Source organism: Halogeometricum limi (assembly GCF_900115785.1).
Classification (GTDB): domain Archaea; phylum Halobacteriota; class Halobacteria; order Halobacteriales; family Haloferacaceae; genus Halogeometricum; species Halogeometricum limi.
The window spans coordinates 161,937-185,920 of sequence record NZ_FOYS01000005.1; the positions used below are offsets into that span (position 1 = coordinate 161,937).

A 23,984-nucleotide genomic window follows, 5' to 3' on the forward strand; every position below is an offset into this window, starting at 1 on the left:
GACTTCCTCACGCTCGACACCGCGTCAGTACCAGACCGTTCCGCCGTCGACGTTGACGTCCTGTGCGGTCACGTGGCGTGCGGCGTCGCTCGCGAGGTAGGCGACCATCTCCGCGACGTCGCTCGCGTCGACCAACCGGCCGAGAGCCGTGTCGTCGGTGAACACCTCGGCCTTCGCCGTCTCGTAGTCGACGCCCAGTTGGTCGGCCTGTCGCTCGATGATGTCGTCGATGCGCGGTCCGCGCGTCGCCCCCGGACAGACGGCGTTGACCGTCACCCCGTCGTCACCGAGTTCGAAGGCGAGTGTTCGCGTGAGGCCGATGACGGCCATCTTCGAGGCGGTGTACGGGGTTCGGCTCTCTAGCGGACGCTTTCCGCTGATAGACGAGACGTTGACCATCCGCCCTCGGTCGCTCTCGCGGAGGTGCGGTGCGGTGTGCTTTGCGACGAGGTACATTCCCGTGACGTTCACCGCCATCGTCCGGTCCCACTCCTCGCGTTCGACTTCCTCGATGGGTTTCGTCGGGCCCGCGATACCGGCGTTGTTCACGACGCAGTCGACGCCGCCGAAGCGGTCGACGGTCGCTCCGACGGCGTCTTCGACGGAGCCTTCGTCGGTCACGTCACAGCGGACGGTCAGCACCCGCTCAGGGTCGTCAATCTGCGCTGCCGTCTCCTCGATGCCGTCGCTCCGTGCGGCGAGCGCGACGTTCGCTCCCTCGCGCGCGAGCGTCACCGCTATCTCTCTCCCGATTCCCTGACTCGCTCCGGTGACGAACGCCGTGGTTCCGTCTAACATACTTTCGCTTCTCTGACCGGGTGGATAACGTTTGCGTCGCGAGACCAGCGCGGTCCAGCGACGATATGCCCGCCGTCGCTGATGATGCCTCTACTGTTTCCCCTTCGTTCTCAGTCGCTCACGCCGGTCCGTGTCCCGGCGCGTCCTCGAGGAAGGGATAGTCTCGGTGGTCGAAGTGGTCCGTGAAGTAGTCGGGATGTTCACAGAGCGTCGTGATGACTGGCCCTTCGTCCGTCACCATGACGTTCTCTTCGAGTCGGACAGTCTGGTCGAGTCCCTCGTGTCCGGCGAACGTCTCGATGGCGAAGTACATCCCCTCCTCTATCTCCGCGGGGTAGTCGAGCGAGTACGCCCGCGACATCCACATCCCCTCGTACAGCGAGATTCCAATAGAGTGGGCGGCCTGTTGGATGCTGACGGACCCGTACTCGTCGTCGTCGTACTCGCGGAACTCCTCGGCGACGTCCTTCGTCGTGTTGCCTGGTCGGAGTTTGTCGATGGCGCGGTAGAGTTGGTCGTAACACTGTTCGTACAACTCTATCTCCTTCTCCGTCGGGTCGGCGTCCACCTTCCACGTCCGGACGTAGTCGATGAAGTAGCCGCCGGGGCCGACGGCGTTGATGTCACAGATGACAAGGTCGCCCTGCCGGAGAATCTTATCCGTCGCCCACCGGCCGTACGGGTTCGTCCGCCCGCCGCTGGCGACGATGATGTCGTAGACGCTGTCGAACCCGTTTCGGTACAGGTACTCGTTCACCTTCGCCGTTATCTCTTTCTCCGGAATTCCGGGCTTCGTCCACTCGTTCATCGCTCGCCACATCGCGCCGTCGCCGTACGCCGCGGACATCTTCAGCAGTTCGAGTTCGTCCGGCGTCTTCCGCACCCGGGCGCTACTCATCGCGGGCCACGCGTTCTCCAGCGTCAGTCCCGCCGCGCTCAACGCGTCGAACGCCGTCTGGTCGTACGCGTCGACACCGACGGGTTCGTCCGCGACGCCGTTCTCGTCGAGCACCTCTTTGACGCTCTTTGCCATCTTCTCGGCCATCATCCCCTCGGCGCCCTCCGCCCACCGCCACGTCATCGCCGGACGGACGTCGTCTATCCACGGGAGGTCCATCTCCGAGCGGATGAGGTCTGACCCCACCGTCTCGAACAGCACTGGGTCGCCGCCCTTCGGCAGGACGGCGTAGCGGATGAAGATGTTGTACTTCCAGTTGCCCTGGTAGGCACCCGTCACGTACCGGATGTTCTCTCCCGCGAAGAGCAACATCGAACCCAGTCCCGCCTCCTCCATGTGCTTTCGCGCCTTCGCGAGTCGGTCACCCCGGAGTCGGTCGTAGTTTACCTGTCCCCAGTAGTCCGTCCCGGACTTGCTGAAGAGGCGGCGGGGATTGTACTCGTGCGGTTCCGAGATGAACTCGTGGTTCCGAAGCGGCGTCTGCTCGTCTCTTTCTGTCATCGTCTTCCGTTACTTATCTCTGCGTGTCAGTATTTAGCATTTACCCACACCGCTCCGGGTCGTGAGATAGTCGCGGCCGGGTCCCGCGACCGGTCTCCGGTCCGGACTGTTACTTGTACAGTCCGGCGGTGAATTCGACGCCCCCGTCGACGAGGAGGTCCGTCCCCGTGACGTACGCGGCTCCTTCAGACGCCAAGTACAGACAGGCTTCGGACACGTCGTCGACCTCTCCGACCCGGCCGACCGGGAGTCGGTCGAAGTCGAACAGGTCGTCGCCGTGTTCTTCCATCACCCGTTCGGTCCGGTCGATTCTGACGAGTCCCGGCGAGACGGAGTTGACGGTGACGCCGTCGTCGGCGAGTTCCGCGGCGAACCCCTTCGTGAGCGCACGAACCGCACCCTTCGTCCCGCCGTACACCGTCATCGCGGGGACGCCCAAGTCGGGGATGACGCTCGCGACGTTGATGATCCGCCCGGTGTCGAGCGACGACTCGCGGAACGCCCGTCCGAACCGCTGGGAGGTGACGAACACGGCGCGGACGTTCACATCGAGCATCGTGTCCACGGCTTCGACGTCCATCTCCAACGGCGGCCCCGCGACGTTCGCGCCCGCGTTGTTGACGAGGACGCTGACCGTCCCCAACTCCGATTCGACCGTCTCGAACATGTCGTCGATGGCGTCGACGTCCCGTAAGTCGGTCTCGACGGAAACCGCCCGGACGCCGTGTTCCGACTCGATTTCGTCTGCGACGCGGGTTATCTCCGACTCCGTTCTCGCGGCCACGGCGACGTCCGCCCCCGCGCGGCCGAACGCCGTCGCCAGCCCCGCGCCGATTCCGCGACCCGCACCGGTGACGAGGACCGTCTCTCCCGACAGGTCTGTCGCCATCTCACTCCCCCCGAACTTCGTTTCTGAGCGTGCCGATTCCCTCGATGTCGACTTCGACGGTGTCCCCGTCCGTGAGCGGTCCGACGCCCGGCGGCGTCCCCGTGATGATGACGTCGCCGCGTTCGAGCGTCAGATACCGACTCACCTCGGCGACGAGTTCGGGAACCGAGAAGATGAACTCCGATAGCGACGAGTTCTGCTTCTCTTCGCCGTTCAGGCGGAGGCGGACGCGCGCGTCGTCGGCCACGTCTTCCGGCGGGACGACCACCGGACCGATGGGTGCGGAGTTGTCGAACGCCTTTCCACGAACCCAGTTCTGTTCTACCTCTTGGTCGTCGCGGTTCGAGATGTCGTTGACGCACGTGTATCCCCCGACCACGTCCATCGCGTCCGCTTCGGCGACGTTCTTGCACTGTTCACCGATGACGACGCCCAACTCCGCTTCGTAGTCCACCCGCTCTTTGCCCCGCGGGAGCGTGATTGTATCTCCGTGCCCCGCGAGCGCGTTCGGCGGTTTCAGGAACATCATCGGCCGGTCGGGTATCTCCATGTCCACCTCGTGCGCGTGGTCGACGTAGTTGAGGCCGATGCAGACTATCTTCGAGGGTTCTGTCGGTGGGAGAACGTCCACCGACTCGGGGTCGTAGGTCCGTCCGCCGAAGTGAATTCCCTCGTCGTTCCACTCGCCCGTCTGTATACTCCCCGCTGGATTTCGGAATCGTACGCGTCGCATACAGTCGAGTATGTGTGTTACGTGATAACGTTTTCTCCCTCTGAACGTTGGTGTCTCGAACCCGCCTCGGCGCAGAAACCGTTCGGCTCTGACGGACACCCCGGCACGAGTCGGTGACACCGCTCGGCGTCTCCTCGTCGAGCCTCGTCCCGTTGTGCGCTCGCATGACGCGTTCGGTATCACCGAAACACCCAATTTCGGGAGCTATAGACCATCTACCGAGAGATTCACCACAACACTTAACCAATCACATGACGCTTGCTAGCAAGAACCATGCGTAGCAGACGGACGTTTCTCAGACGAGCGGGAATCGCAGGTAGCGTCGCCGTACTCGCGGGGTGCCTCGGCGACACCGAAGGACCGGCGGGCGACCAAACTGCCACGGACCGGCCGGACGACGGGGGTAGTTCTCGCACAGGCACGGCATCGAGTGCGGATGTGACGGAACTCACCGCCGCGTACCCACCGATCGGTTACTGGGCGGTGGTGATAAACGAGATGAAGAATCAGGGAATAATCGACGAGAAGATGGCGGAGATAGACACCGAACTGACGCTTCAGGGAACGTGGGACGACGCGCCGTTGTTCGCCGCCGGAAAGTCGGTAGTCGGTCACTTCAGCACGCTGGAGGCGGCCCGGATGGCGACGGAGAAGGAGATGGACCTCGTCGTCGTCGGCAAAGTCGCGACGATGTTTATGGGGATGATGGTCCGCGCAGGTAGTGACCTGGACCCCGAGAACTCCGGCGGCATCCAACAGACGCTGGACCGAGTCGTCGGAGAGAACCGAACGGTCGGCATCGGGTCGTGGGCGGGTGGCGACATCCCGGTGCACCAGATAATCGCCGACAACTACGGCTACGACTTCTCCGAAGACGGCGACTTCAAAGTCGTCTCCGCCGACTACACTGCACTCCCGCGCCTCCTCGCGGACGGGAAGGTGGACATGGTTTCGGCCAGCGTGATGCACGGCGGAGCCCGGTACATGATGACGGACCCGCCGGAAGTGAAGGGTCTCTACTGGCCGGTTCCGCAGATGCAGGAGTTGGGATACGGCGTTCCGCCGCTCATCAACCTCATCGTCAGGCGCGACTTCCTCGACGAGCGCTCTGAGTTCGTCGAAAGCTACCTCTCGGCGTGGAAACAGGGTCTGAGTGAGTACTTCCGCAACGCCGTCGCCATCTCGACGAAGAACGAGGAGAACATCTCGCTCCTCGGCGCACAGGAGAAAGCGGCCGCGAAGTACGCAGTCGAGTGGGGCGTCCTCCTGAAAGAGGGTGTCACGGAGACGACACAGTCGAACGTCTACCCCGAGGCCGGACTGGACGAAGCGTACATCGAGAAAGACAAGCAGTTCATGCGAACGGTGGCCGACGCCGGTTTGGTCGACGACGACTGGGAGAACCGACTCGATTACGAGATACTCTGAGTCCGCCCGAACCCGTTCGAGACGGGTCGGTCCGACCTATACACTTAACAACCTCGGGGACGCGGTTGTCCCATGGCACAGACGATAGTTGTCGGTGTCGGCCAGTCCGACGAGCAACGTGTCGATGCGATATCGAGCGCCGTAACGAAACTCGCCCGAGACCCGGAAGATACCGTCGTCCTCGCGCACGCCTACGACGAGGACGACGCGGACCGTATCGGTGAGATGCTGAACATCGACCCCGCGGAACCGGAACTACTGAACACGGCGGTTCCGCACAACACGGCGGTAAAGCGGCTGATGGAACCGCTCGAAGCGGAGGGGATAGCCCTCGAATACTACGGTGCGTTCGGCGAATCCCACGACGTCCTCGTCGACGCCGTCGACGAACTGGATGCCGACTTCCTCGTCGTCGGTGGCCGTGAGCGCTCTCCCGCGGGGAAAGTCTTCTTCGGAAGCACCGCCCAACGGGCTCTCCTGCAGGCGGACTGTCCGGTCGTCTTCGTCAAGGCCGACGAGTGACACACCGCCCGATACTCGCTGGGAGCAACGGTTAAATAACTCTCTCTACATGGTTCACGTGACTATGCGAGTAGTACACACAGCGATATGGGTCTCCGACCTCGACGAGACGAGCAAGTTCTTCATCGACCACCTCGGTCTGGACCACGTGAAAGACTTCGTCGGCGGCGACGGCGTGACGAACTTCTACGTCGCCGGCGACGGCGGTGCGTCTATCCAACTGAAGTACGACCCCGACGGCGACTACGACGTGGAACCCTCCGGCATCGACCACCTCTCGTTGGCCGTCGACGACACCGACGGACTGGTCGAACGACTCCAGTCCGAGACGGACTGCAGCGTGGTGAAGGGACCGAAGACGGTCAACGACAGCGTGAGCGACAAGCGAATCGCGTTCGTCGAGATTCCCGACGGATACGTGCTCGAACTGGAGCAGACGCTGGAGTGAACACAGGCTCGGACGTGGACGAGGGGTAACGACGACTGCAGACGACGCGACGGGGAGGACGGGAGAACCGCTTTCCGGGAGCGAGTACCCAACTCACTGCGACAACAGTTCGAGTTCCAGCGCGTTCGCCGCGCCCGCGACGAGGTCCGGCACTTCCTCGCGGAACTTCTCCGCCCGCATTCGATTCTTCGGCGCGGAGACGACGAGCGACCCGTGGAGACGACCGTCCGCGACGACCGGACTCGCGACGGCGCGGAAGTTCTCCATCGACTCGCAGTCCTGGAACGCGACACCCCGCTCTCGAATCTCAGCGAGGTGTTCGAACAGTTCCTCGGGGTCGGTTATCGTGTTCTCGGTCTGTGCCGGGAGGCCGTGCTGCTCGATAATCTCTCTGACCCGGTGTTCCGGGAGGTGCGCCAGTATCGCCTTCCCCGCCGCGATGTTGTGAAGGTGGACGCGGGTGCCCATCTTTCCGTACGCCTGGACGGCGAACATGCCTTTCGCCTTGTTGACGTACACTCCCTGCCCGTACTCTTCGACGAGGAGCCACGCGATCTCGTTCGTCTGCTCCGCCAGTTGATTGAGAACCGGTTGCGCCAGTTGTGAGACTTGGAGGTTCCGCTTCGTGTTGACACCACATTTCAGGAAGCGGAGACCGAGTCGGTATCGCTTCTCGTCTTTCACGACGTACTCGTGTTCGACCATCGTCGTCAGGTGGTCGTACGCCGTACTCTTCGCGAGTCCGAGGTGGTCTGCGAGTTCCGTCAGGCTCGCATCTCCCAGTTCGTCGAGCGCTTCGACTATCTCGAACACCGTCGCGGTCGTCTTCACCCGCCCGATTGCGCCTTGTGCAGCCATACTACGGAGTCGTCTACGAACTATAATAAAGTTCTCTGATAATTTAGAGTGCTCGCGCAATTAAAATTTGTGCGGTATAACCGACTACCGTCACGAACGCTCGTCTCTGTCTCTCTGTGGTCAGTTTTGGACTCACGCTACTGTCCGAGACTCACTCAGAATCGTATCGGTCTCCCGCCGAACGCTCCTCGGCGCGAACGAACTCGACGCCTCCCATCGGTGCGCAGACGCCCGATTCTCGCTGGAGAGACGGGGTCGAACTCGTGCGGTGGTCCGCCCGATTCGGAGTCCGGTATCGGGACCCCGAGATGCCGACCCAGCGTTCGGCGTCGCCGGACGAGCAGTTCGGGTCGTAGATTTTTGTACTCGCCCCACCGACACCAGAGCGATGTTACCACGTGTCGGTATCGTCGGTGCTGGACGTATGGGGTCGCGGATGGGGACGAACCTCTTGGACGCTGGCTACGAACTCACCGTCTTCGACCTCGACGAAGAACGGGTCGACGCCCTCGTGCAACGAGGTGCGACGGGTGCGACGTCGGCGTCGGACGTCGCCGCACAGTCGGACGTCGTCTTGACCAGCCTCCCTCACACCGAAGCGGTCGAAGAGACCTACCTCGGCGACGATGGACTCGTCTTCGCCGCCCGGGAGGGTTCGGTCCTGATGGAGACGAGTACCGTCGTACCCGAGGCGATAGAAGCTATCGACGAGGCGCTCGCCGACCGGGACGTCGAGTTCGTCGACGCACCCGTCATCGGGACACCAGTCGAGGCGGCGGCGGCGACGCTCACTATCGTCGTCGGAAGCACCGCGGCGGCGTTCGACCGAGTCGACGACCTCCTCGCTACTCTCGGTGACCGCGTCGAACACGTCGGTCGACCGGGGCAGGGCAAGCGGCTCAAACTCGCGAACAACGTGATGACGTACGGGAACTTCGCCATCGCCGCAGAGATGTTCGCCGTCGTGTCACGACTCGGTATCGACCCCGAACTCTTCTTCGACGTGACCCAAAGCGGAGTCGCACAGGCGGCCATCGTCGAGACGAAGGCACCGAAACTGTTCGAGAGGGACTTCACCCCCGGATTCACGTTCGAAGGAGTGCTCAAGGACCTTCGGTACTGTCTCGATATGAAGACCGAGACGGGAGTCGCGACGCCTCTCGCGTCTACGGTGGTCGAACAGTACGTCCTCGGGGCGAGAGTCGCCGGGCCGGAGACGGACTACGCCGCGTTGGTCGACGCTCTCACGGACCTCGACGTTGAGGTCTGACCGCCCGCGGCGTAGTCCGTCTCCGCGTACCCGCCGCCCGGCGAACTCTCGTCTCGCCTCTTCTTCGGCCAGAGCCTTGATTACGCTGGACTAAACCGAGACGTTCGCGTTCGCTATCGCCGAAACGCGTCTCCCTTTTTCTCGGCGCGACGGAGATGTACATTACAGTTCTAAATTCGTAATGGATGTGGAAATTTATCTGATTTCGAACTGCTGTTTTATCGACGGGACGCCGCGAGCACGTACGGAATCGAGGCCGTCGTACCCTGCTCCCGGCCGATTTCTCCGATTTCTCGCGAATCGACGCATCGCGTCGCGACGCGTGTCCGGTGTCTCCGTTTCTCGCGGACTGCTCCAAGCGTACCGTACGACCGTCCTGACCAGCCTCAGATGCGCGAATTCGACGTTTAACGGGGATTTCGAGCAGATATCGGGGACGGTGAAAATCGTGTGGCGTGGTAGCATTGTTTCGGTATGTGCGAACGAACTGCTTGACGAGCATCTGCTCGAAATAGCCGTTTTACGCTCTCGTACGCCTGTTCAACTCGTCGACCGATACGCTCTCTCGACTATACGCCCGAAAACACTGCTCTGAACGTGTGTACGCGCTTTCTCAAATTGTTCGGTGTTACCGGACGATACTTCGCGATTGTGCGTTACTGTCTACGCGCGCGGTTCCCGAACCTGTCTTCTGAAGAACTATAAGAGAATCATACAAAACGTTTATTTGTTTATGATGCGGCGGTGTTTGTGACAGTATGGCACGAAGTAGGCGGACGTTCCTGAAAGCAGCCGGTATCGCAAGCGCAACCACATTCGCGGGATGTCTTGGAGGCTCGAACAGTGGCGGCAGCGGCAACGGTGGAGGGGGCGGTAGCGGAAGCGAACAGAGCGAGGTCAACATCACGCTCGCACCCGACGGCTTCCTCGGGATAATCATGGACCACATCCACAAGGATACGGACATCCTCTCGGACGCGATGTCCGAGGTGGGGTACACCGCCAACGTCCAGACGAGTTGGGAGGACTCGGCGCTGTTCGCGTCGGGTGGCCCCGACTTCTCGACGATGAGTTCGCTGGAAGCGGCACTACTCGCGACCGAACGTGAGATGGACCTCTCGGTTATCGGCCGCATCTCCCCGCAGTACATGGGATGGATGGTCGACACCGGTGGTGACTACGACCCCGACGAGACGGGCAGCGTGCAGGCGTCCATCGATGCGATAGTCGAAGACGACGCACTCGTCGGTATCGGTGCGTGGAACGGTGGCCACGTCCCCTCGGACACCATCGCGTTGCAAGAAGTGTTCGGCTACGAGTTCTCGCAGGAGGGCGGCGACTTCCGCGTCACGACGGCCGACTACATCGCGATTCCACAACTCATCAACGATGGTAAGTTAGCTGCAGGGTCCACCTCACCCGAGCACGGCGGCGCGAAGTTCCTCGCCGGCGGCAAGGACGAGATTACGGAACTGTTCTGGGGCACGGACGTCGCCAAAGAGAACGGTCTCGGCGTTCCGCAACTGAACTCGCTCATCACGACGCAGGAGTTCGTCGAACAGCACGGCGACGCCGCGGCGGCGATGCAGTCCGCACTCAAAGAGGGCGTGGCGTGGCTCTTCGACGACCCCAAGGGTATCATGACCGAAGAAGCGCACATCGAACAACTCGGTGTGAACACCGCAGAAGAGGCGGAGTACATCGTTGACTGGGGCATTAACCTCGAATACAACCTTCAGACGCCCATGATGTTCGAAGACCCCAGCCTCACGGACAGCTTCATCGAGGCAGACAAAACCGCCATCCAGCAGGCTAACGACATCGGGTTCGTCCCCGACGGCTGGCAGGACAGAATCACCTACACTCAGGTCGACGAACTCTGATTGATATCAACAAACGTGCACAATTTATATAAATCAGAAGGGAGACGGCTACTACGAATCAGTATGAAAGACAACGACACACACGACAGGAGAGTAGGCCCGTGAGTACGAAGACTGCAGCCGGTGTGACTGACTTCGTGCCGCGGGTGATGTACACGAACGGGAAGGTTATCTTCCTCGAATCCACCGTGGCGCTTCTCGTCTTTTGGGCGCTCCTTGCGCACGGGCTGGCCCTCACCGACACCATCTCCTCGCCGACGCTCGTGTTCGCCTCCTTGGTCGAACTGCTGTTGAGTGGTGACTGGGTGGTGCACATGGCAGACACGATGCGCCGCGTGATTTACGGGTTCGTCCTCACGACCATCATCGGGACGGTACTCGGCGTGGTGATGGGGATGTCCGACTTCTGGGAGAACGCGCTCCAAGACTACATCACCATCGGACTCGCACTGCCGTCGTTGTTCGCCGCCATCTTCGCGGCGATGTGGTTCGGTCTGAGCGACGTGACGCCGATGGTGGCCGCGGCGGCCATCGCGTTCCCGTTCCTCACCCAGAACGTCTACGAGGGCGTGAAGAACGTCAACTACGAACTGATGGAGATGTCCAGCGCGTTCGACGTCTCCAGAAATCGCGCCATTCGGCGCGTCATCTTCCAGTCAGTGCTACCAGAGTGGTTCGCCGGTGCGCGCTACTCGTTCGCCATCTGCTGGAAGATAACGACGCTCGCGGAACTGGTGGCGGCGTCGAGCGGTATCGGCTACATGATCGAGTTCCAGATGCACAAACTCTCCATCACGGGGGTACTGACGTGGACGGTGTTGTTCACGATGGTAATCCTCTTCGTGGAGTACGGCATCCTGCAGCAGATAGAGAAACGTGTGTTCGCCTGGCGCCAGAGCACGGAAATCGGCATTATGGGAGGCGCGTAAACATGAGTACGAAACAATCAGAATCCGTCAGCGCAGAGAGCATCGATTCACAGAGTGCGGCCTCGATTCACCTCGAGAACCTCGGGAAAACGTTCGACACGAAAGAGGGAACGGAGGAGGTGTTCTCGGGTATCGACCTCGATATCGAACCTGGCACGTTCGTCTGTCTCCTCGGGAAGTCCGGTAGCGGGAAGTCGACGATGCTGAACATCGTCAGCAACGTGCTCGAACCCACCGAAGGGAGAGTCGTGTTCCGGAACCGGGACGGGAGCGAAGACGTCAACCTCGGCCACGTGTTCCAGTCGCCGCGACTCCTCCCGTGGAACACCTGCGTCCAGAACATCGAGTACGTCCACGAGAACAACCCCGACTACGAAGACAGCCACGCGAAGCGATACCTCGACTTGGTCGGTCTGAAGAACCACTACAACAAGTACCCGACACAGCTTTCCGGCGGCCAACAACAGCGCGTCGGAATCGCACGGGCACTCAGCATCGACCCGGGGGTCCTCCTCATGGACGAACCGTTCAGCAACCTCGACGAGATTACGGCCGAGGGACTTCGTGAGGAACTCGTCCGCGTCTGGCAGAAGCTGGACAAAACGGTGTTCTTCGTCACGCACGACATGACGGAGGCGATTCAGCTCTCCGACCGCATCTTGATGCTCGGTAAGGGCCGCATCTACGGTGACTTGGAGAACCCGTTGGACCGTCCCAGAGAACTCGACTCGAACGAGTTCTTGGAGTTCCGTCAAAAAGCAATCCGGCTGTTCCACAGCATCGAGGACTGACGATGGCCACTTCCGATAAAACAGCGATTCGCGGTATTCGACTTCCGTCGAGTCTGACCGCTCGTATCTTCGGCATTCTCGTCGGTCTGGCTGCGTGGATGCTGCTGGCGGCGGTGTTCCCGAACAACCTGATGCCGTTCCCACTGGAGACGCTCGGACTGGCGTGGGGACTGGTCGAGAGCGGCGTCGCCTGGCGCCACCTCGGCGCGACGCTCTGGCGGACGCTCTGGGGCTTCGTCGGGTCGATGATACTCGGGACGGCCATCGGTGTCCTGATGGGCGTCAACAACTACAGTCGGCGCTTCTTCACGCCGTACGTCGTCATCGGCCTCTCGATACCGGCCATCGCGTGGGCGGCCGTGACGACGCTCATCTTCGGGTTCACGCTGATGGGCCCCGTGGGTGCGACGGTGCTGACAACGTTCCCCTACATCGCCATCAACGTCTGGAAGGGCGTCGAGAGCATCGAGAACGACCTGGTGGACATGTCGAAGGCGTTCGACATCACCCGTCCCCGGATGCTCGCCCGTCTCATCATCCCGAGCGCCGCCCCGTTCCTGTTTAGCGGGTTCCGATTCGGACTGGCAATCTCGTGGAAGATCGTCACCATCGCCGAAATCTTCGCCGCGTCGAGCGGTGTCGGCTACAAGCTGATGCAGACGTACCAACTCTACCAGTTCGAGACGGCGTGGGCGTGGGCCATCCTGTTCATCATCGTCATCCTCATCGTCGAGTACGGATTCGTGAAGCCGCTCGAACGGCGCGTCTTCGAGTACCGCCGTGACGCAGACTTCGCCCTACTCGGCTGAGTGAACTACCCCGCATCTACACATCATGAAACCAGCAGCATTCGACTATCACACGCCCGCCGACCTCGACGACGTGTTCGACCTCTTCGAGTCGTATCCGGAGGCGGAACTCGTCGCCGGAAACCAGTCGCTCGGCATCGTCATGGCGAACCGACTCGCGACGCCGGAGCATCTGATCGACCTCGGTGGCGTCGACGAACTGCGCGGTATCGACGTCGCGGACGACGTTGCCCGCGTCGGCGCGATGACGACGCACCGTGACCTCGAACGGTCAGCCGCGTTGAAAGAGACGATTCCGATGCTCCCGGACGCGGCCAGACAGATTGCGGGCCCGAGCGTTCGGTCGCGCGGCACGCTGGGGGGAAGTCTGGCCGAAGCCGACCCCGCGGGGAACTACCCCGCGGCACTCGTCGCTCTCGACGGGACGCTCCACCTTCGCTCGCGGGACGACGCCCGAGACGTCTCCGCCGAAGAGTTCTTCGTGGCGTACATGTTCACGGACCTCCGGGAGGACGAACTCATCGAGTCGGTCACCGTCTCCCGCGACCCGTTTCCGACGGACCGAACGGGGATGGCGTTCGAGGAACTCAAGCGCGCCGCGCAGACGTTCCCGACGGTGAGTGCGGCGGCCGTCGTTCGCGTCGACGACCCGGACGCGAGCGAGCCGGTTGTCGAGCACGCCCGCGTCGCCCTCGCGAACGCGGCGGACGTGCCGCTTCTCGTCGGCGGCGTGAGCGAGGCGGTCGAAGGCGAACCGCTCACGGACGAGACGGTTGCCGAGGCGGCCGACGTCGCGGAGGCGGCCGCCGACCCGGCGGGCGAACTCCACGCGGACACGGAGTTCAAGACCGAGGTGGCGGCCGAGTACACGCGCATCGCCCTGACGAACGCACACGAACGAGCGATAGAGACCTAACAGAGACAAACAGAGAACCACTATGACAATGGAATTCAGCGGTACGGCGGAACTGGACGCGAACAGAGAGACGGCCTGGGCGTACTTCACCGACCCGGACGTCCTCGCGCGCTGTGCGCCGGGGTGTAAGTCGATGACGGCGAAGTCGTCCTCGGAACTGGAGGCGACGCTCTCCGTCGGCGTCGGGAGCGTCCGCCCGACGTTCGACGTGGATATCGTCATCACCGAGTCGCAGTACCCCGCACTCCTGCGGATGGCGGCCGACGGCGACGCGTCGCGGAACGCGTTCGAGACGACGGCCGAGATGCAACTGCGCGAGGCCGAAGACGGCACGTCGGTCGCCGAGTGGACGGCGTCCGCGGAAGTGTCGGGGCTGCTCGCTAGTCTCGGTCAGCGCGCACTCGGGAGCGTGACGCAACGACTCGTCGGGTCGTTCTTCGACGACCTCGAAGACGAGATTCAGTCCGGCGCTCCGGCGGAGTCGCGACTCGAAGCGGCAGAGGCCTCAGAAACGGTCTGAGACGACGACGTTCGCCGTCCAGTCTTCTCCTGTTCGATCAGTCGACGTTCGCGAGCAGACGCAGTGCGTTCCCGCTGAGCACCGCCTCCGAGTCGGTGTCCGAGGCGACGTCCAGCACCGTCGTCGCGAAGCGGCTCAACTCGTCGGCGTCGCGAGCTTCGTACGGCGCGTCCGTCCCGAACAGCACCTGCGAACTGGGGAACTCTTCGAGCGTCGTTCGGATGGGCGCGTGGTAGCCGTAGAATCCGGACGTGTCGACGAAGACGCGCGATTCGAGCTTCTGCTTGAAGTCGTCGAACGACTCGATGTGTTCTTGTCCCGGCCATCGTCCGAGGATGTGGTGGAGGTGGACGCGGCCCATCATGCTCGCGATGTTGCCACCGAGGTGGTGGAAGACGAGGTTCAGGTCCGGGTAGTCGTCGAGGATTCCCATGTGGACGACTTCGAGGATGCTCTGTGAGAGTGCCGCCTCACGGCCGAACACGGCGTTCAGCCGGTACTTGTCGTCGAGAACGTCCACCTCGGGGTGCAGCGAGACGTCTATCTTCGGGTGGACGAGCAACGGCGCGCCCTCGCGGTCTGCGACTTCGAGAACCGGTCTGACCTCCTCGTCGGTGAGTTTCGTCCCGTTCGACATCGTCTCCAGCGCGCCGCCGTTGTAGCCGCGGTCCAGACAGCGCTCCAGTTCGTCGGCCGCCTCGCCGCCGCTTGCACCGACGGGAAGCGCGGCGAGGCCGTACAGGTCGTCGTCGCCCTCGACGATGTCCATCAGGTCGTCGTTCGCGTTCCGCGTTCGCTCGACGTCCGTGGACCCCATGAACGGTGGCTGCGAGAGAACCAGTCGGTCGATTCCGGCGTTCTTGTAGCGGTCTATCGTCGCCTCGGGGTCGGTGTGCACCGGACCGATTCGGTCGTCCAACGGTTCCATGAACTCGGGAACGTCGGTAACGAGGTGTGCGCCGAAGTCGATTATCGGGAACTCACGGTCCGCTCTGGCTGTGTAAGGCATTCGGTCTCACAATCGGAACTCCATCGCTTATGTGTTGTGGTGATTGTGGACAGTCGACGCGGCCGCCGCAGGGGAACCAACCGAGGTACACAGTTAAGGGACCGTCTCTCGTCACACACGACGTATGGTAACACTCGTCGACCTCTCACAGGAGATATACCACGACCAGCCCGTTTACCACACGCACCAGAAGACGGTGATGTGGACGGACACCGCACACGAGGACACGAAACACATGTTCGAAGAGGAACTCGGCCGAGAACCGCCGTTCTCGTTCGAGACGCGCGGACTCCTCCTCTGCGACCACGGCCCGACGCACGTCGACGCGCCCGCACACTACCGCGAAGACGGTGCGACGACGGCGGAACTGCCCTTAGAACAGTTCTACACGCCCGGGAAGGCAATCGACGTCTCCCATCGCGGGCCAGGCGAGTACATCACCGCCGACGACGTGAGGTCGGCCTGCGACGAGGCGGACGTCACCGTCGAGGAGGGCGACGCCGTCCTCCTCAGAACCGGCCACTACGACGAGTTCCACCCGAGCAAACAGTACGTCTCGAACTACCCCGGACTCGACGCGGAGGCGACGGAGTGGCTTGTCGACCGCGGCGTCGTGAGTTTCGGCGTCGACCAGCCGAGTCCGGACATCCCGAGCGACCTGACGTACCCGTGCCACACCGTCTGTATGGAACACGACTTACCACACATGGAGAACCTCCGAAACATCGACGCCGTCGTCGGCGTCGACTTCACGCTCGTCGCCTTCCCCCTCGCGATTCGCGACGGAACCGGGTCACCGATACGACCCGTCGCTATCGTCGAATAGTGTGACTCGTTAGCACGAGGATTTATTACACATATAGCCTAACCTTCTCCCGACATGGGTAAGCAACGCTATCTCAAAGAAGCCAGTGCCACGTCACTCGTCATCGAACCGGAAGTCGTCGACACCGTCCAGGACATCGTCTCTTCGGTGAGAGAAGACGGCGACAGCGCAGTCAACGAACTCACCGCCAAGTTCGACGGCGTCGAACGCGACGACTTGCGAGTCGACCAAGCAGAGATAGACGCCGCGGGTGAGAAACTCACCGACGAACACAGAGAGGCCATCGACTACACCATCCAGAACGTGCGTGAGTTCCACTCACGACAGCTGGACAACATAAACGGATTCGAAGCGGAGTTCAAACCGGGTGTCACGCTGGGTCAGCGTGTCATTCCTATCGAGACCGCGGGCGTCTACATCCCGGGTGGCCGGCATCCACTCGTCGCGACGCCGGCGATGACCATCGTTCCCGCCGCCGTCGCGGGCGTCGAACGAATCATCGCCTGCGCGCCGCCGCAGGCGGACGGGACGGTCGAACCGGCGCAGTTGTACGCGATGTCCGAGGCGGGCGTCGACGAGATATACTGCATCGGCGGTGCACAGGCCGTCGCGGCGATGGCGTACGGAACGGAGAGCGTCCCCGCCGTCGACATCGTCACCGGGCCGGGGAACGTCTTCACGACCGAAGCGAAGCGGCAGGTGTTCGGCCACGTGGGAATCGACTTCCTCGCCGGACCGAGCGAGGTGCTCGTCGTCGCCGACGAGACTGCCGACGTGGAAGTCGTCGCCGCGGACCTTCTCGCACAGGCCGAACACGACACGAACGCTCGCGCCGTTCTCATCTCTCTGGACCGCGACCACGCCGAGGCGGTCGTCGAGGAACTGGAGAGCCAACTCCCGCACTTGCAGACCGAAGAGACGGCTCGGGAGTCGTGGAACGAGAACGGCGAAGTACTCGTCGTCGAAGACAGAGAGGCGGCCGTCGACGCGGCGAACGACTACGCGATGGAGCATCTCCAACTGATGATGGACGACGCGGACGAGTTGGTAGATGACTTGCGAAACTACGGGTCGCTGTTCATCGGCCACCACGCACCGGTCGTCTTCGGCGACAAGACGGTCGGCACGAACCACTGCCTTCCGACGCTCCGCATCGCGCGCTACAACAGCGGTATCTGGGTCGGGACGTATCTCAAGACGCCGACCCACCAACGACTCACGGCCGACGGCGCGGCCGAACTCGCCCCGTGGGCGGCCACCATCTGCGAGATAGAGGGGACGCACGGGCATCGACTGTCCGCACTCAGGCGCTCGAAGACGACCGAGACGAGTGTCGCCGATGAGTGACCGGCAGAGACAGAGACCAGACGACGAATCCGACGAATCCGATACCGAACTATACACCGACCGGCCGTGACGGCCACCCACAACCCACTGACGAAACACATCACACGATGACCGAACATACGACATCCGAGCGACCACAGCGAGACGTACAGTTGACGGTGAACGGCGACGCCGTGACGTCGACCATCGAGCCACGAACCAAACTCTCGGACTACCTCAGAGAGGAGTGTAACCTCACCGGCGTCAGAGTCGGCTGTGAACACGGCGTCTGCGGCGCGTGCACGGTCTTAGTCGACGGTGAGCCGGTGAAATCCTGTCTCACCTACGCCGTCCAGGTGACCGACTCGACGGTCGAGACCGTCGAAGGACTCTCCGACGGGAGCGAACTCCACCCCATCCAGGAAGCGTTCCACGAGGAGAACGCGCTTCAGTGTGGGTTCTGCACCAGCGGGTTCGTCATGTCCACGAAGGCGCTCTTAGCGGAGCACCCCGACCCGGACGACGAGGAGATCGAAGCGGGCCTCTGCGGGAACATCTGCCGCTGTACCGGCTACAGCCCCATCTACGACGCCGTCTACCGCGCAGCGGACGCGATGGAGGGAGGGGACTGATGTCCGAGAGCGCGCCGAAGTCGTCCGAGGTTCCCGACGCCGACGACGAGGGAAAACGGTACACCGGGACGTCGATGCGCCGGGTCGAGGACTTCGACATCCTCACCGGCCGCGTCGACTACATCCACGATATCGACCTGCCAGGCTGTCTCCACGCGGCACTCGTCCGCGCGCCGCACGCGCACGCGGCTATCGAGGAGGTAGACACGTCGGCGGCCGAGTCGCATCCGGACTGCGAACTCGTCCTCACGGCGGCGGACATCGAAGAGCACTACCAGCAGACGCCGGGACGACTGGGATTCAAGGAGTGGGCGTTGGCACACGACCGCGTCAGATTCGCGGGCGAACCCGTCGCGATGGTCGTCGCCGCCGACCGCTACGTCGCCGAGGACGTCGCGGACCTGGTCGACGTGAGTTACGACGTGCTCGACCCGGTCACCGACGTGTACGCGGCGTCCGACGACGAGGTGCTTCTCCACGAAGAGACCGGGACGAATCTCGCCGACCGCGACGAGTTCGTCTTCGGCGACGTCGAGGGCGCGTTCGAGGACGCCGACAACGTCGTCGAAGGCGAGTACTCGTGGGGGCGAATCTCCGGCGTTCCGATGGAGACGGCCGGTGCCGTCGCCGACTACGACTCCGACACCGACTCGTTCGACGTCCACTGTAATCTGCAACTGTACACGTTCAACGGCGAACTCGTCTACGAGTCGCTCGGCTACCCCGCCGAGAAGGTCCGCCTCCACGTTCCGGAGAACATCGGTGGGAGTTTCGGGACGAAAATCGCCGCCGGCGCGCGATACTGCGCGCTCGCGGCCATGGCGAGCCACCAGTTGGAGCGCCCGGTCAAGTACGTCGAGGACCGTATCGAGTACTTACAGGCCGGCGACTCACACTCCTGCGAACGCGAGTACAGCGTCCGTCTCGCCGTCGACGACGACGGGACGATACGCGGCTACGACGTCTCGTTCATGGACGACCTGGGCGCGTTCCCCCGCTATCCGCTTCCACAGGCGGTGAAGCCGCTGTCCGTCCTCTCGACGTCGTACCACATCGACACCGTCCGCTACGAGTACGAACTCTACTTGACGAACAAGGTGCCGCAGACCGCCTACCGCGGGTTCGGCGTGCAACAGCACACGTTCGCCCTCGAGATGACGCTCGAGAAAGCCGCTCGCGAACTCGGCGTCGACCCCACCGAACTCCGACGGCAGAACCTCGTCCGACCCGACGAGATGCCGTACGAACTCCCCTCGAAGAACATCTACGACTCCGGCGACTATCCGGCCGCACTCGCTCGAATCGAGGAACTCGTCGACGAACGAGAGCGTTGTGAAGGAGGGCTGTTGGACCCCGACGTGGTCGAAGCGAAGCGCGAAGAAGGGAAGTACCGCGGCACGCGCCCCGCGGTGACGCTCGAACCGTCCGCGGGAGTCATCGACTACGCGAGTCGCTTCGAGATGAGCGACGACGAAATCGAGGCGAACACGCGCGAGGACGTGGCGAGTTTCCCCGAACACCTCGCCGCGGACCTTCGCCCGGACGGTACGGTCACCGTCCACTTGGCGACCAGTTCCGCCGGACAGGGCCACCAGACGGTCGTGATTCAACTGATGGCCGACGGACTGGGTATCTCGCCGGCCGACATCGACGTGGACTACCTGAACAGCGCCGAGGCCCCGAAAGACTTCGGCGCGGCGGCGTCCCGGATGGGAATCATGCTCTCCGGGGCGAGCGTCGGACTCGCCGACGAACTGGCCACCGTTTTCGAGGGGGCCGCGGCCACCCATTGGGGCTGTGACCCGGCGGACGTGACGTACGCCGACGGAGCCGTCACGCGAGATGGCGGCGGCGACTCGCTGTCGCTCGCCGACCTCGCGGAATTCGTCGACGACGACGGACACACGGCGACGTACGGCTACGAGAACCCCGCGTTCGACCTTCCGGAGTTCGACGATGCACTGGTCGATAAGCTCCCTACGTACCCCGGAACGGCGTACTGCGCCGACGCGCCCATCGTCGAGGTGGACGTCAACACCGGTCACGTGGACATCCTCCGGTACTACTCGCTGCACGACTGCGGGACCGTACTGAACCCGGACATCGTCCAAGGCCAAGTCGAGGGGGCTATCGCTCACGGCATCGGGGGCGCACTGCTCGAAGAGTTCGCCTACGACGACTCGGGACAACCGCTCGCGGTCACGATGTTCGACTACCTCCTTCCGTCCATCACGAACGTCCCCGAGATGGTGGTCGAACACCGCGAGACGCCGTCGCCGTTCACTGTGACGGGTGCGAAAGGGGCGGGCGAGGGCGGTACCATCTCGGCGTCTGCGGTCATTCCCACGTCGATAAACGCCGCGTTGGAACCGCTGGGAGTGACCGTCGACACCGTCCCCGTGACGCCGGACCGACTCCGAGCGAAGCTTCGGGACGAGGTCGAATGATTCCTCTCGACCTCTCTGGTGAGACGGCCCTCGTGACGGGCGGCGGACGCGGAATCGGTGCCGTCGTCGCGGACACGTTCGCCGAGGCGGGCGCGGACGTCGCCGTCGCCGCGCGGACCGAGAGCGAACTGGCCAAGACGGTCGAACGAATCGAGTCACACGGGAGACGCGGCGTGGCACTCCCAACGGACCTCCGCGACGCGGACGCTATCGAAGAGTTGGTCGCGGACGCGACAGACCGACTGGGGACGCCGTCGATACTCGTGAACAACGCGGCCGCGAACCTCGCCGGACCGCTCTCGGAGATGAGCGTCGACGAGGTGGACACCATGTTGGAGACGAACCTCCGCGCGACGTTCCTCCTCTCGCAGGCGTGGGCGGATGCGTATCGGGAGTCCTCGCGGACCTCGGGCCGCATCATCAACGTATCTAGCCTCACTGGCCGTCTCGGCGTCCCACGGATGACGCTCTACTCGGGGACGAACGCCGGTATCGAGTCCGTCTCGCGCGGGTTCGCCGCGGAGTTGGCTCGCGACGGCGTCACCGTCAACTGGGTCGTGCCGGGACTCGTCGGTATCGACCGCATCAGGAACCTCGTCGACGAACAGGGCGACGACATCTACGACCTCGACCGCATCCCCCTCGGCGACTTGGGGGAGGCGGTCGACATCGCGCACGCCTGTCTATTCTTCGCCTCCGAGATGGCATCGTACGTGACGGGCGCGGAACTCGTCGTCGACGGCGGCGTCTCGTTCACCGCGGGTCTGTACCGCTGACGCCGCCGGGGTGACGTTTAACAACCCTCCCGTCGAACGGCAACCATGACACGTAGAGTCGTGTTCACAGACCACACGTTCGATAACCTGTCGATAGAACGCGAAATCCTCGACCCGATAGACGTCGAACTCGTCGACGGCGAGGCGAGCGACGAACCGTTGACGGAACTGCTCCGCGACGCCGACGGCGTCTTAGTGATGTACGAACAGATAGACGCGGACGTCATCGACGAACTCTCCTGTCGCGTCATCTCTCGAACCGGCATCGGCGTGGACAACGTCGACATCGACGCGGCAACCGAGCGCGGCATCTACGTGACGAACGTTCCCGACTACTGCATCGCGGAGGTGTCGGACCACACGTTGGCGCTCCTGCTCGGCCTCCAGCGAAAGGTGGTCACCTACCACGAACAGGTCGAGAACGGTGAGTGGGACGTGATGGCCGGCAGACCAATGCACCGACTCGACGGGCGAACGTTCGCCCTCGTCGGCTTCGGGGCCATCGCGCGCGCCGTCGCGGAGAAGGTACAGGCGTTCGGGATGGACGTCCGCGCGCACGACCCGTATCTGTCCGACGAGGAGATTCGGGAGGCCGGGGTCGAACCCGCGCCCGACCTTCAGACGCTGTTCACCGACGCCGACGCCGCCTCGGTTCACGTTCCGCTGACCGAGGAGACGCGCGGACTCGTCGGCGAGAGGGAACTCGCTGCGATGAACTCGTCCGGGTACGTTCTCAACACCGCCCGCGGCGGCATCGTCGACGAAGCGGCGCTGGTCGACGCCCTCGACGCCGGCGAAATCGCGGGCGCGGGACTCGACGTATTGGTGGACGAACCGCCCGCCGACGACCACCCGCTCCGACGGGACCCGCGGGTAATTCTCACGCCGCACGCGGCGTGGAACTCGGTCGAAAGCGTCGTCGAACTCCGCGAGAAGGCGGCGACGAACGTTCGAGACGCGCTCGAAGGCGAGGTTCCCACCTACCTCGTCAATCGAGAACTCGCCGAGTAAATTCAATTCACCTGACAAGCGAGTTACCACAGACGGAACAGCTATAATGCGGTGTGCTGATATTGCACATATCAGCACGTATGAAGCAGACAGCAGTCTCCACGGACGGTCCAGTCCGTAACTACGTCGGCGGCGAGTGGACAGACATCGAGAGCGACGACGGACAACCGGTGTACAACCCCGCGACGGGAGAGCAACTCTCTCACGTCGCCTTTTCGACCCCGGAAGCCGTCGACGACGCCGTTTCGACGGCCCAGCGAGCGTTCGAGAGTTGGGGGTCGCTCCCGGTCGAAGAACGCATTCAACCCCTGTTCCGACTGAAGGCGTTGCTCGAAGAGCATCAAGACGAACTCACCCGTCTCCTCGTCACCGAACACGGGAAGACGTACAAGGAGGCCAGCGGCGAGATTCGGCGCGGCATCGAGAACGTGGAGGTCGCGTGCGGCATCCCGTCGATGATGCAAGCAGGCCATCTCCCGAACGCCGCACCGGGTATCGACGAGACGGCGGTCAGGAAGCCGCTCGGGGTGTTCACGGCGATTACACCGTTCAACTTCCCCGCGATGATTCCGCTGTGGTTCCTCCCGTACGCCGTCGCGACGGGCAACACGTTCATCCTCAAGCCGAGCGAGAAAGTGCCGCTCACGGCCCAGTACATCGTCGAACTCGCCGACGAGGCGGGCTTCCCAGACGGTGTGGTGAACCTGGTCAACGGGGGGAAAGAGACGGTCGGGGCACTCCTCGAACACGAGGGAATCGCCGGCGTCTCGTTCGTCGGGAGCACGCCGGTCGCACGCATCATCTACGAGACGGCCGCGAAGAACGGCAAGCGGGTTCAGGCGCAGGGCGGTGCGAAGAACTACGTCGCCGTCTCCGACTCCGCCGACCTGGAGTTCGCCGCCGAAAAGGTGTTCTCCGCGGCGTGCGCCTGCGCGGGCGAACGATGTCTGGCGCTCGACGTCGTCGTCGTCCACGAGGACGTGTACGACGAGTTCGCCGATCTGATCGTCGAACAGGCCGAACGTGCGGTCCTCGGTGACGGCCTCGAAGACGATACCGACATCGGCGCGCTGATCACCGCAGAACACGAGCAGAACGTCCGAGAGTTCGTCGAAACGGGCATCGAAGAGGGTGCGACGCTCCTGCGAGACGGCCGCGAGGACACGGTTGACGGCCGCGAGGACGGCAACTTCCTCGGTCCGACGGTGTTCGGTGACGTCACCTCAGAGATGGTCGTCGCCCAAGAGGAGATATTCGGTCCGGTCGTCGGTCTCGCGCGAGCGTCGGACTTCGACGAGGCGATAGAGACGGTGAACGCGACGCGGTTCGGGAACGCCGCCAGCGTGTTCACCGAACGAGGGGGCGAGGCCCGCCAGTTCCGGATGGAAGTCGACGCCGGGAACGTCGGCGTCAACGTCGGCACCGTCGCACCGATGGCGTTCTTCCACTTCGGTGGCCGGAAGGACTCGTTCTTCGGCGACCTGCACGCGCAGGGTGAAGACGCGATTCACTTCTACACCGACAAGACCATCTACGTCGAACGGTGGCCCTGACCCGTTCGCCGGAACACACCGCAACTCACGCCCTCGTGTCTGTTTTCCGCTTTTATTCGGCCGTCGTCGAGCGACGCCTTCCGCCCGGTTCAGCGAAGAGACCCGTAGCCACGAAGGGACGCGCGTACGTTGCCACTATGACAGATATTAA

At 63.0% G+C, this 23,984-nt stretch carries 23 protein-coding genes; 17 read left to right on the forward strand and 6 right to left on the reverse strand.

Features of this window, described 5'->3' with window-relative positions; translation table 11 throughout:
- Positions 1-24: 24 nt before the first annotated feature.
- The 4 genes from BM282_RS14785 to BM282_RS14800 form a co-directional block, all read right to left on the reverse strand.
- Positions 25-798 carry an SDR family NAD(P)-dependent oxidoreductase gene (locus BM282_RS14785; protein ID WP_089882458.1) on the reverse strand — a complete coding sequence of 258 codons (774 nt, stop codon included), beginning with the start codon at positions 796-798 and terminating at the stop codon, positions 25-27.
- 118 nt (positions 799-916) lie between these two features.
- Positions 917-2,257 (reverse strand): M24 family metallopeptidase, encoded by a 1,341-nt coding sequence (locus tag BM282_RS14790; protein WP_089882460.1) that lies wholly within the window; start codon positions 2,255-2,257, stop codon positions 917-919.
- Between the two features lie 109 nt (positions 2,258-2,366).
- Complete coding sequence (locus tag BM282_RS14795) at positions 2,367-3,146, reverse strand: SDR family NAD(P)-dependent oxidoreductase (RefSeq protein ID WP_089882462.1); 780 nt, start codon at positions 3,144-3,146, stop codon at positions 2,367-2,369.
- Between the two features lies 1 nt (position 3,147).
- Positions 3,148-3,879 carry a fumarylacetoacetate hydrolase family protein gene (locus BM282_RS14800; protein ID WP_089882464.1) on the reverse strand — a complete coding sequence of 244 codons (732 nt, stop codon included), beginning with the start codon at positions 3,877-3,879 and terminating at the stop codon, positions 3,148-3,150.
- A gap of 438 nt (positions 3,880-4,317) precedes the next feature.
- Between BM282_RS14800 and BM282_RS14805 the strand changes: the two genes are divergently transcribed.
- The 3 genes from BM282_RS14805 (at position 4,318) to BM282_RS14815 (ending at position 6,277) form a co-directional block, all read left to right on the forward strand.
- Positions 4,318-5,307: a hypothetical protein gene (locus BM282_RS14805; RefSeq protein ID WP_089882466.1), complete on the forward strand. Its 990-nt coding sequence runs from the start codon at positions 4,318-4,320 to the stop codon at positions 5,305-5,307.
- 72 nt (positions 5,308-5,379) lie between these two features.
- The gene (locus BM282_RS14810) at positions 5,380-5,829 is read left to right on the forward strand and encodes a universal stress protein (RefSeq protein ID WP_089882468.1); all 450 of its coding nucleotides are present in this window, start codon (positions 5,380-5,382) and stop codon (positions 5,827-5,829) included.
- Between the two features lie 64 nt (positions 5,830-5,893).
- Positions 5,894-6,277 (forward strand): VOC family protein, encoded by a 384-nt coding sequence (locus BM282_RS14815; RefSeq protein WP_089882470.1) that lies wholly within the window; start codon positions 5,894-5,896, stop codon positions 6,275-6,277.
- A gap of 93 nt (positions 6,278-6,370) precedes the next feature.
- On the opposite strand, the gene BM282_RS14820 is transcribed toward BM282_RS14815, so the two are convergent.
- Entirely contained in the window at positions 6,371-7,135 is a 765-nt protein-coding gene (locus BM282_RS14820; protein WP_089882472.1) for an IclR family transcriptional regulator, read from the reverse strand.
- 388 nt (positions 7,136-7,523) lie between these two features.
- On the opposite strand from BM282_RS14820, the gene BM282_RS14825 reads away from it, so the two are divergent.
- From BM282_RS14825 to BM282_RS14855, 7 genes are all read left to right on the forward strand, one after another.
- A complete protein-coding gene (locus BM282_RS14825; RefSeq protein WP_089882473.1) occupies positions 7,524-8,405 on the forward strand; it encodes an NAD(P)-dependent oxidoreductase in 882 nt (293 codons plus the stop codon).
- A gap of 758 nt (positions 8,406-9,163) precedes the next feature.
- Positions 9,164-10,288, forward strand: coding sequence for a hypothetical protein (locus tag BM282_RS18605; RefSeq protein WP_175501564.1), 1,125 nt, complete (start codon positions 9,164-9,166; stop codon positions 10,286-10,288).
- A gap of 125 nt (positions 10,289-10,413) precedes the next feature.
- Positions 10,414-11,217 (forward strand): ABC transporter permease, encoded by an 804-nt coding sequence (locus tag BM282_RS14835; RefSeq protein WP_139229736.1) that lies wholly within the window; start codon positions 10,414-10,416, stop codon positions 11,215-11,217.
- 2 nt (positions 11,218-11,219) lie between these two features.
- Positions 11,220-12,008, forward strand: a complete 789-nt coding sequence (locus tag BM282_RS14840; RefSeq protein ID WP_089882478.1) for an ABC transporter ATP-binding protein — start codon at positions 11,220-11,222, stop codon at positions 12,006-12,008.
- 2 nt (positions 12,009-12,010) lie between these two features.
- On the forward strand, positions 12,011-12,817 hold the full coding sequence (locus BM282_RS14845) for an ABC transporter permease (RefSeq protein ID WP_089882480.1): 807 nt from the start codon (positions 12,011-12,013) through the stop codon (positions 12,815-12,817).
- Positions 12,818-12,842: 25 nt separating this feature from the next.
- A complete protein-coding gene (locus BM282_RS14850; protein ID WP_089882482.1) occupies positions 12,843-13,733 on the forward strand; it encodes an FAD binding domain-containing protein in 891 nt (296 codons plus the stop codon).
- A 22-nt stretch (positions 13,734-13,755) separates the two neighbouring features.
- The gene (locus tag BM282_RS14855; protein WP_245758384.1) at positions 13,756-14,253 is read left to right on the forward strand and encodes a CoxG family protein; all 498 of its coding nucleotides are present in this window, start codon (positions 13,756-13,758) and stop codon (positions 14,251-14,253) included.
- A 37-nt stretch (positions 14,254-14,290) separates the two neighbouring features.
- Here BM282_RS14855 and BM282_RS14860 read toward each other — a convergent pair whose 3' ends face one another.
- Positions 14,291-15,262 (reverse strand): amidohydrolase family protein, encoded by a 972-nt coding sequence (locus BM282_RS14860; protein WP_089882486.1) that lies wholly within the window; start codon positions 15,260-15,262, stop codon positions 14,291-14,293.
- A gap of 124 nt (positions 15,263-15,386) precedes the next feature.
- Here BM282_RS14860 and BM282_RS14865 point away from each other — a divergent pair, with 124 nt between their 5' ends.
- From BM282_RS14865 to BM282_RS14895, 7 genes are all read left to right on the forward strand, one after another.
- On the forward strand, positions 15,387-16,088 hold the full coding sequence (locus tag BM282_RS14865; protein ID WP_089882488.1) for a cyclase family protein: 702 nt from the start codon (positions 15,387-15,389) through the stop codon (positions 16,086-16,088).
- A gap of 54 nt (positions 16,089-16,142) precedes the next feature.
- Positions 16,143-17,435 carry a histidinol dehydrogenase gene (gene hisD / locus BM282_RS14870; RefSeq protein WP_089882490.1) on the forward strand — a complete coding sequence of 431 codons (1,293 nt, stop codon included), beginning with the start codon at positions 16,143-16,145 and terminating at the stop codon, positions 17,433-17,435.
- A 107-nt stretch (positions 17,436-17,542) separates the two neighbouring features.
- Positions 17,543-18,046 carry a (2Fe-2S)-binding protein gene (locus BM282_RS14875; RefSeq protein ID WP_089882492.1) on the forward strand — a complete coding sequence of 168 codons (504 nt, stop codon included), beginning with the start codon at positions 17,543-17,545 and terminating at the stop codon, positions 18,044-18,046.
- Complete coding sequence (locus tag BM282_RS14880) at positions 18,046-20,493, forward strand: xanthine dehydrogenase family protein molybdopterin-binding subunit (protein WP_089882494.1); 2,448 nt, start codon at positions 18,046-18,048, stop codon at positions 20,491-20,493. Before BM282_RS14875 ends, BM282_RS14880 begins: the two co-directional genes overlap by 1 nt.
- Positions 20,490-21,269, forward strand: coding sequence for an SDR family NAD(P)-dependent oxidoreductase (locus BM282_RS14885; RefSeq protein ID WP_089882495.1), 780 nt, complete (start codon positions 20,490-20,492; stop codon positions 21,267-21,269). Before BM282_RS14880 ends, BM282_RS14885 begins: the two co-directional genes overlap by 4 nt.
- Before the next feature lie 45 nt (positions 21,270-21,314).
- Positions 21,315-22,280 carry a C-terminal binding protein gene (locus BM282_RS14890; protein WP_089882497.1) on the forward strand — a complete coding sequence of 322 codons (966 nt, stop codon included), beginning with the start codon at positions 21,315-21,317 and terminating at the stop codon, positions 22,278-22,280.
- 80 nt (positions 22,281-22,360) lie between these two features.
- A complete protein-coding gene (locus BM282_RS14895; protein WP_089882499.1) occupies positions 22,361-23,833 on the forward strand; it encodes a CoA-acylating methylmalonate-semialdehyde dehydrogenase in 1,473 nt (490 codons plus the stop codon).
- Positions 23,834-23,984: the final 151 nt, after the last annotated feature.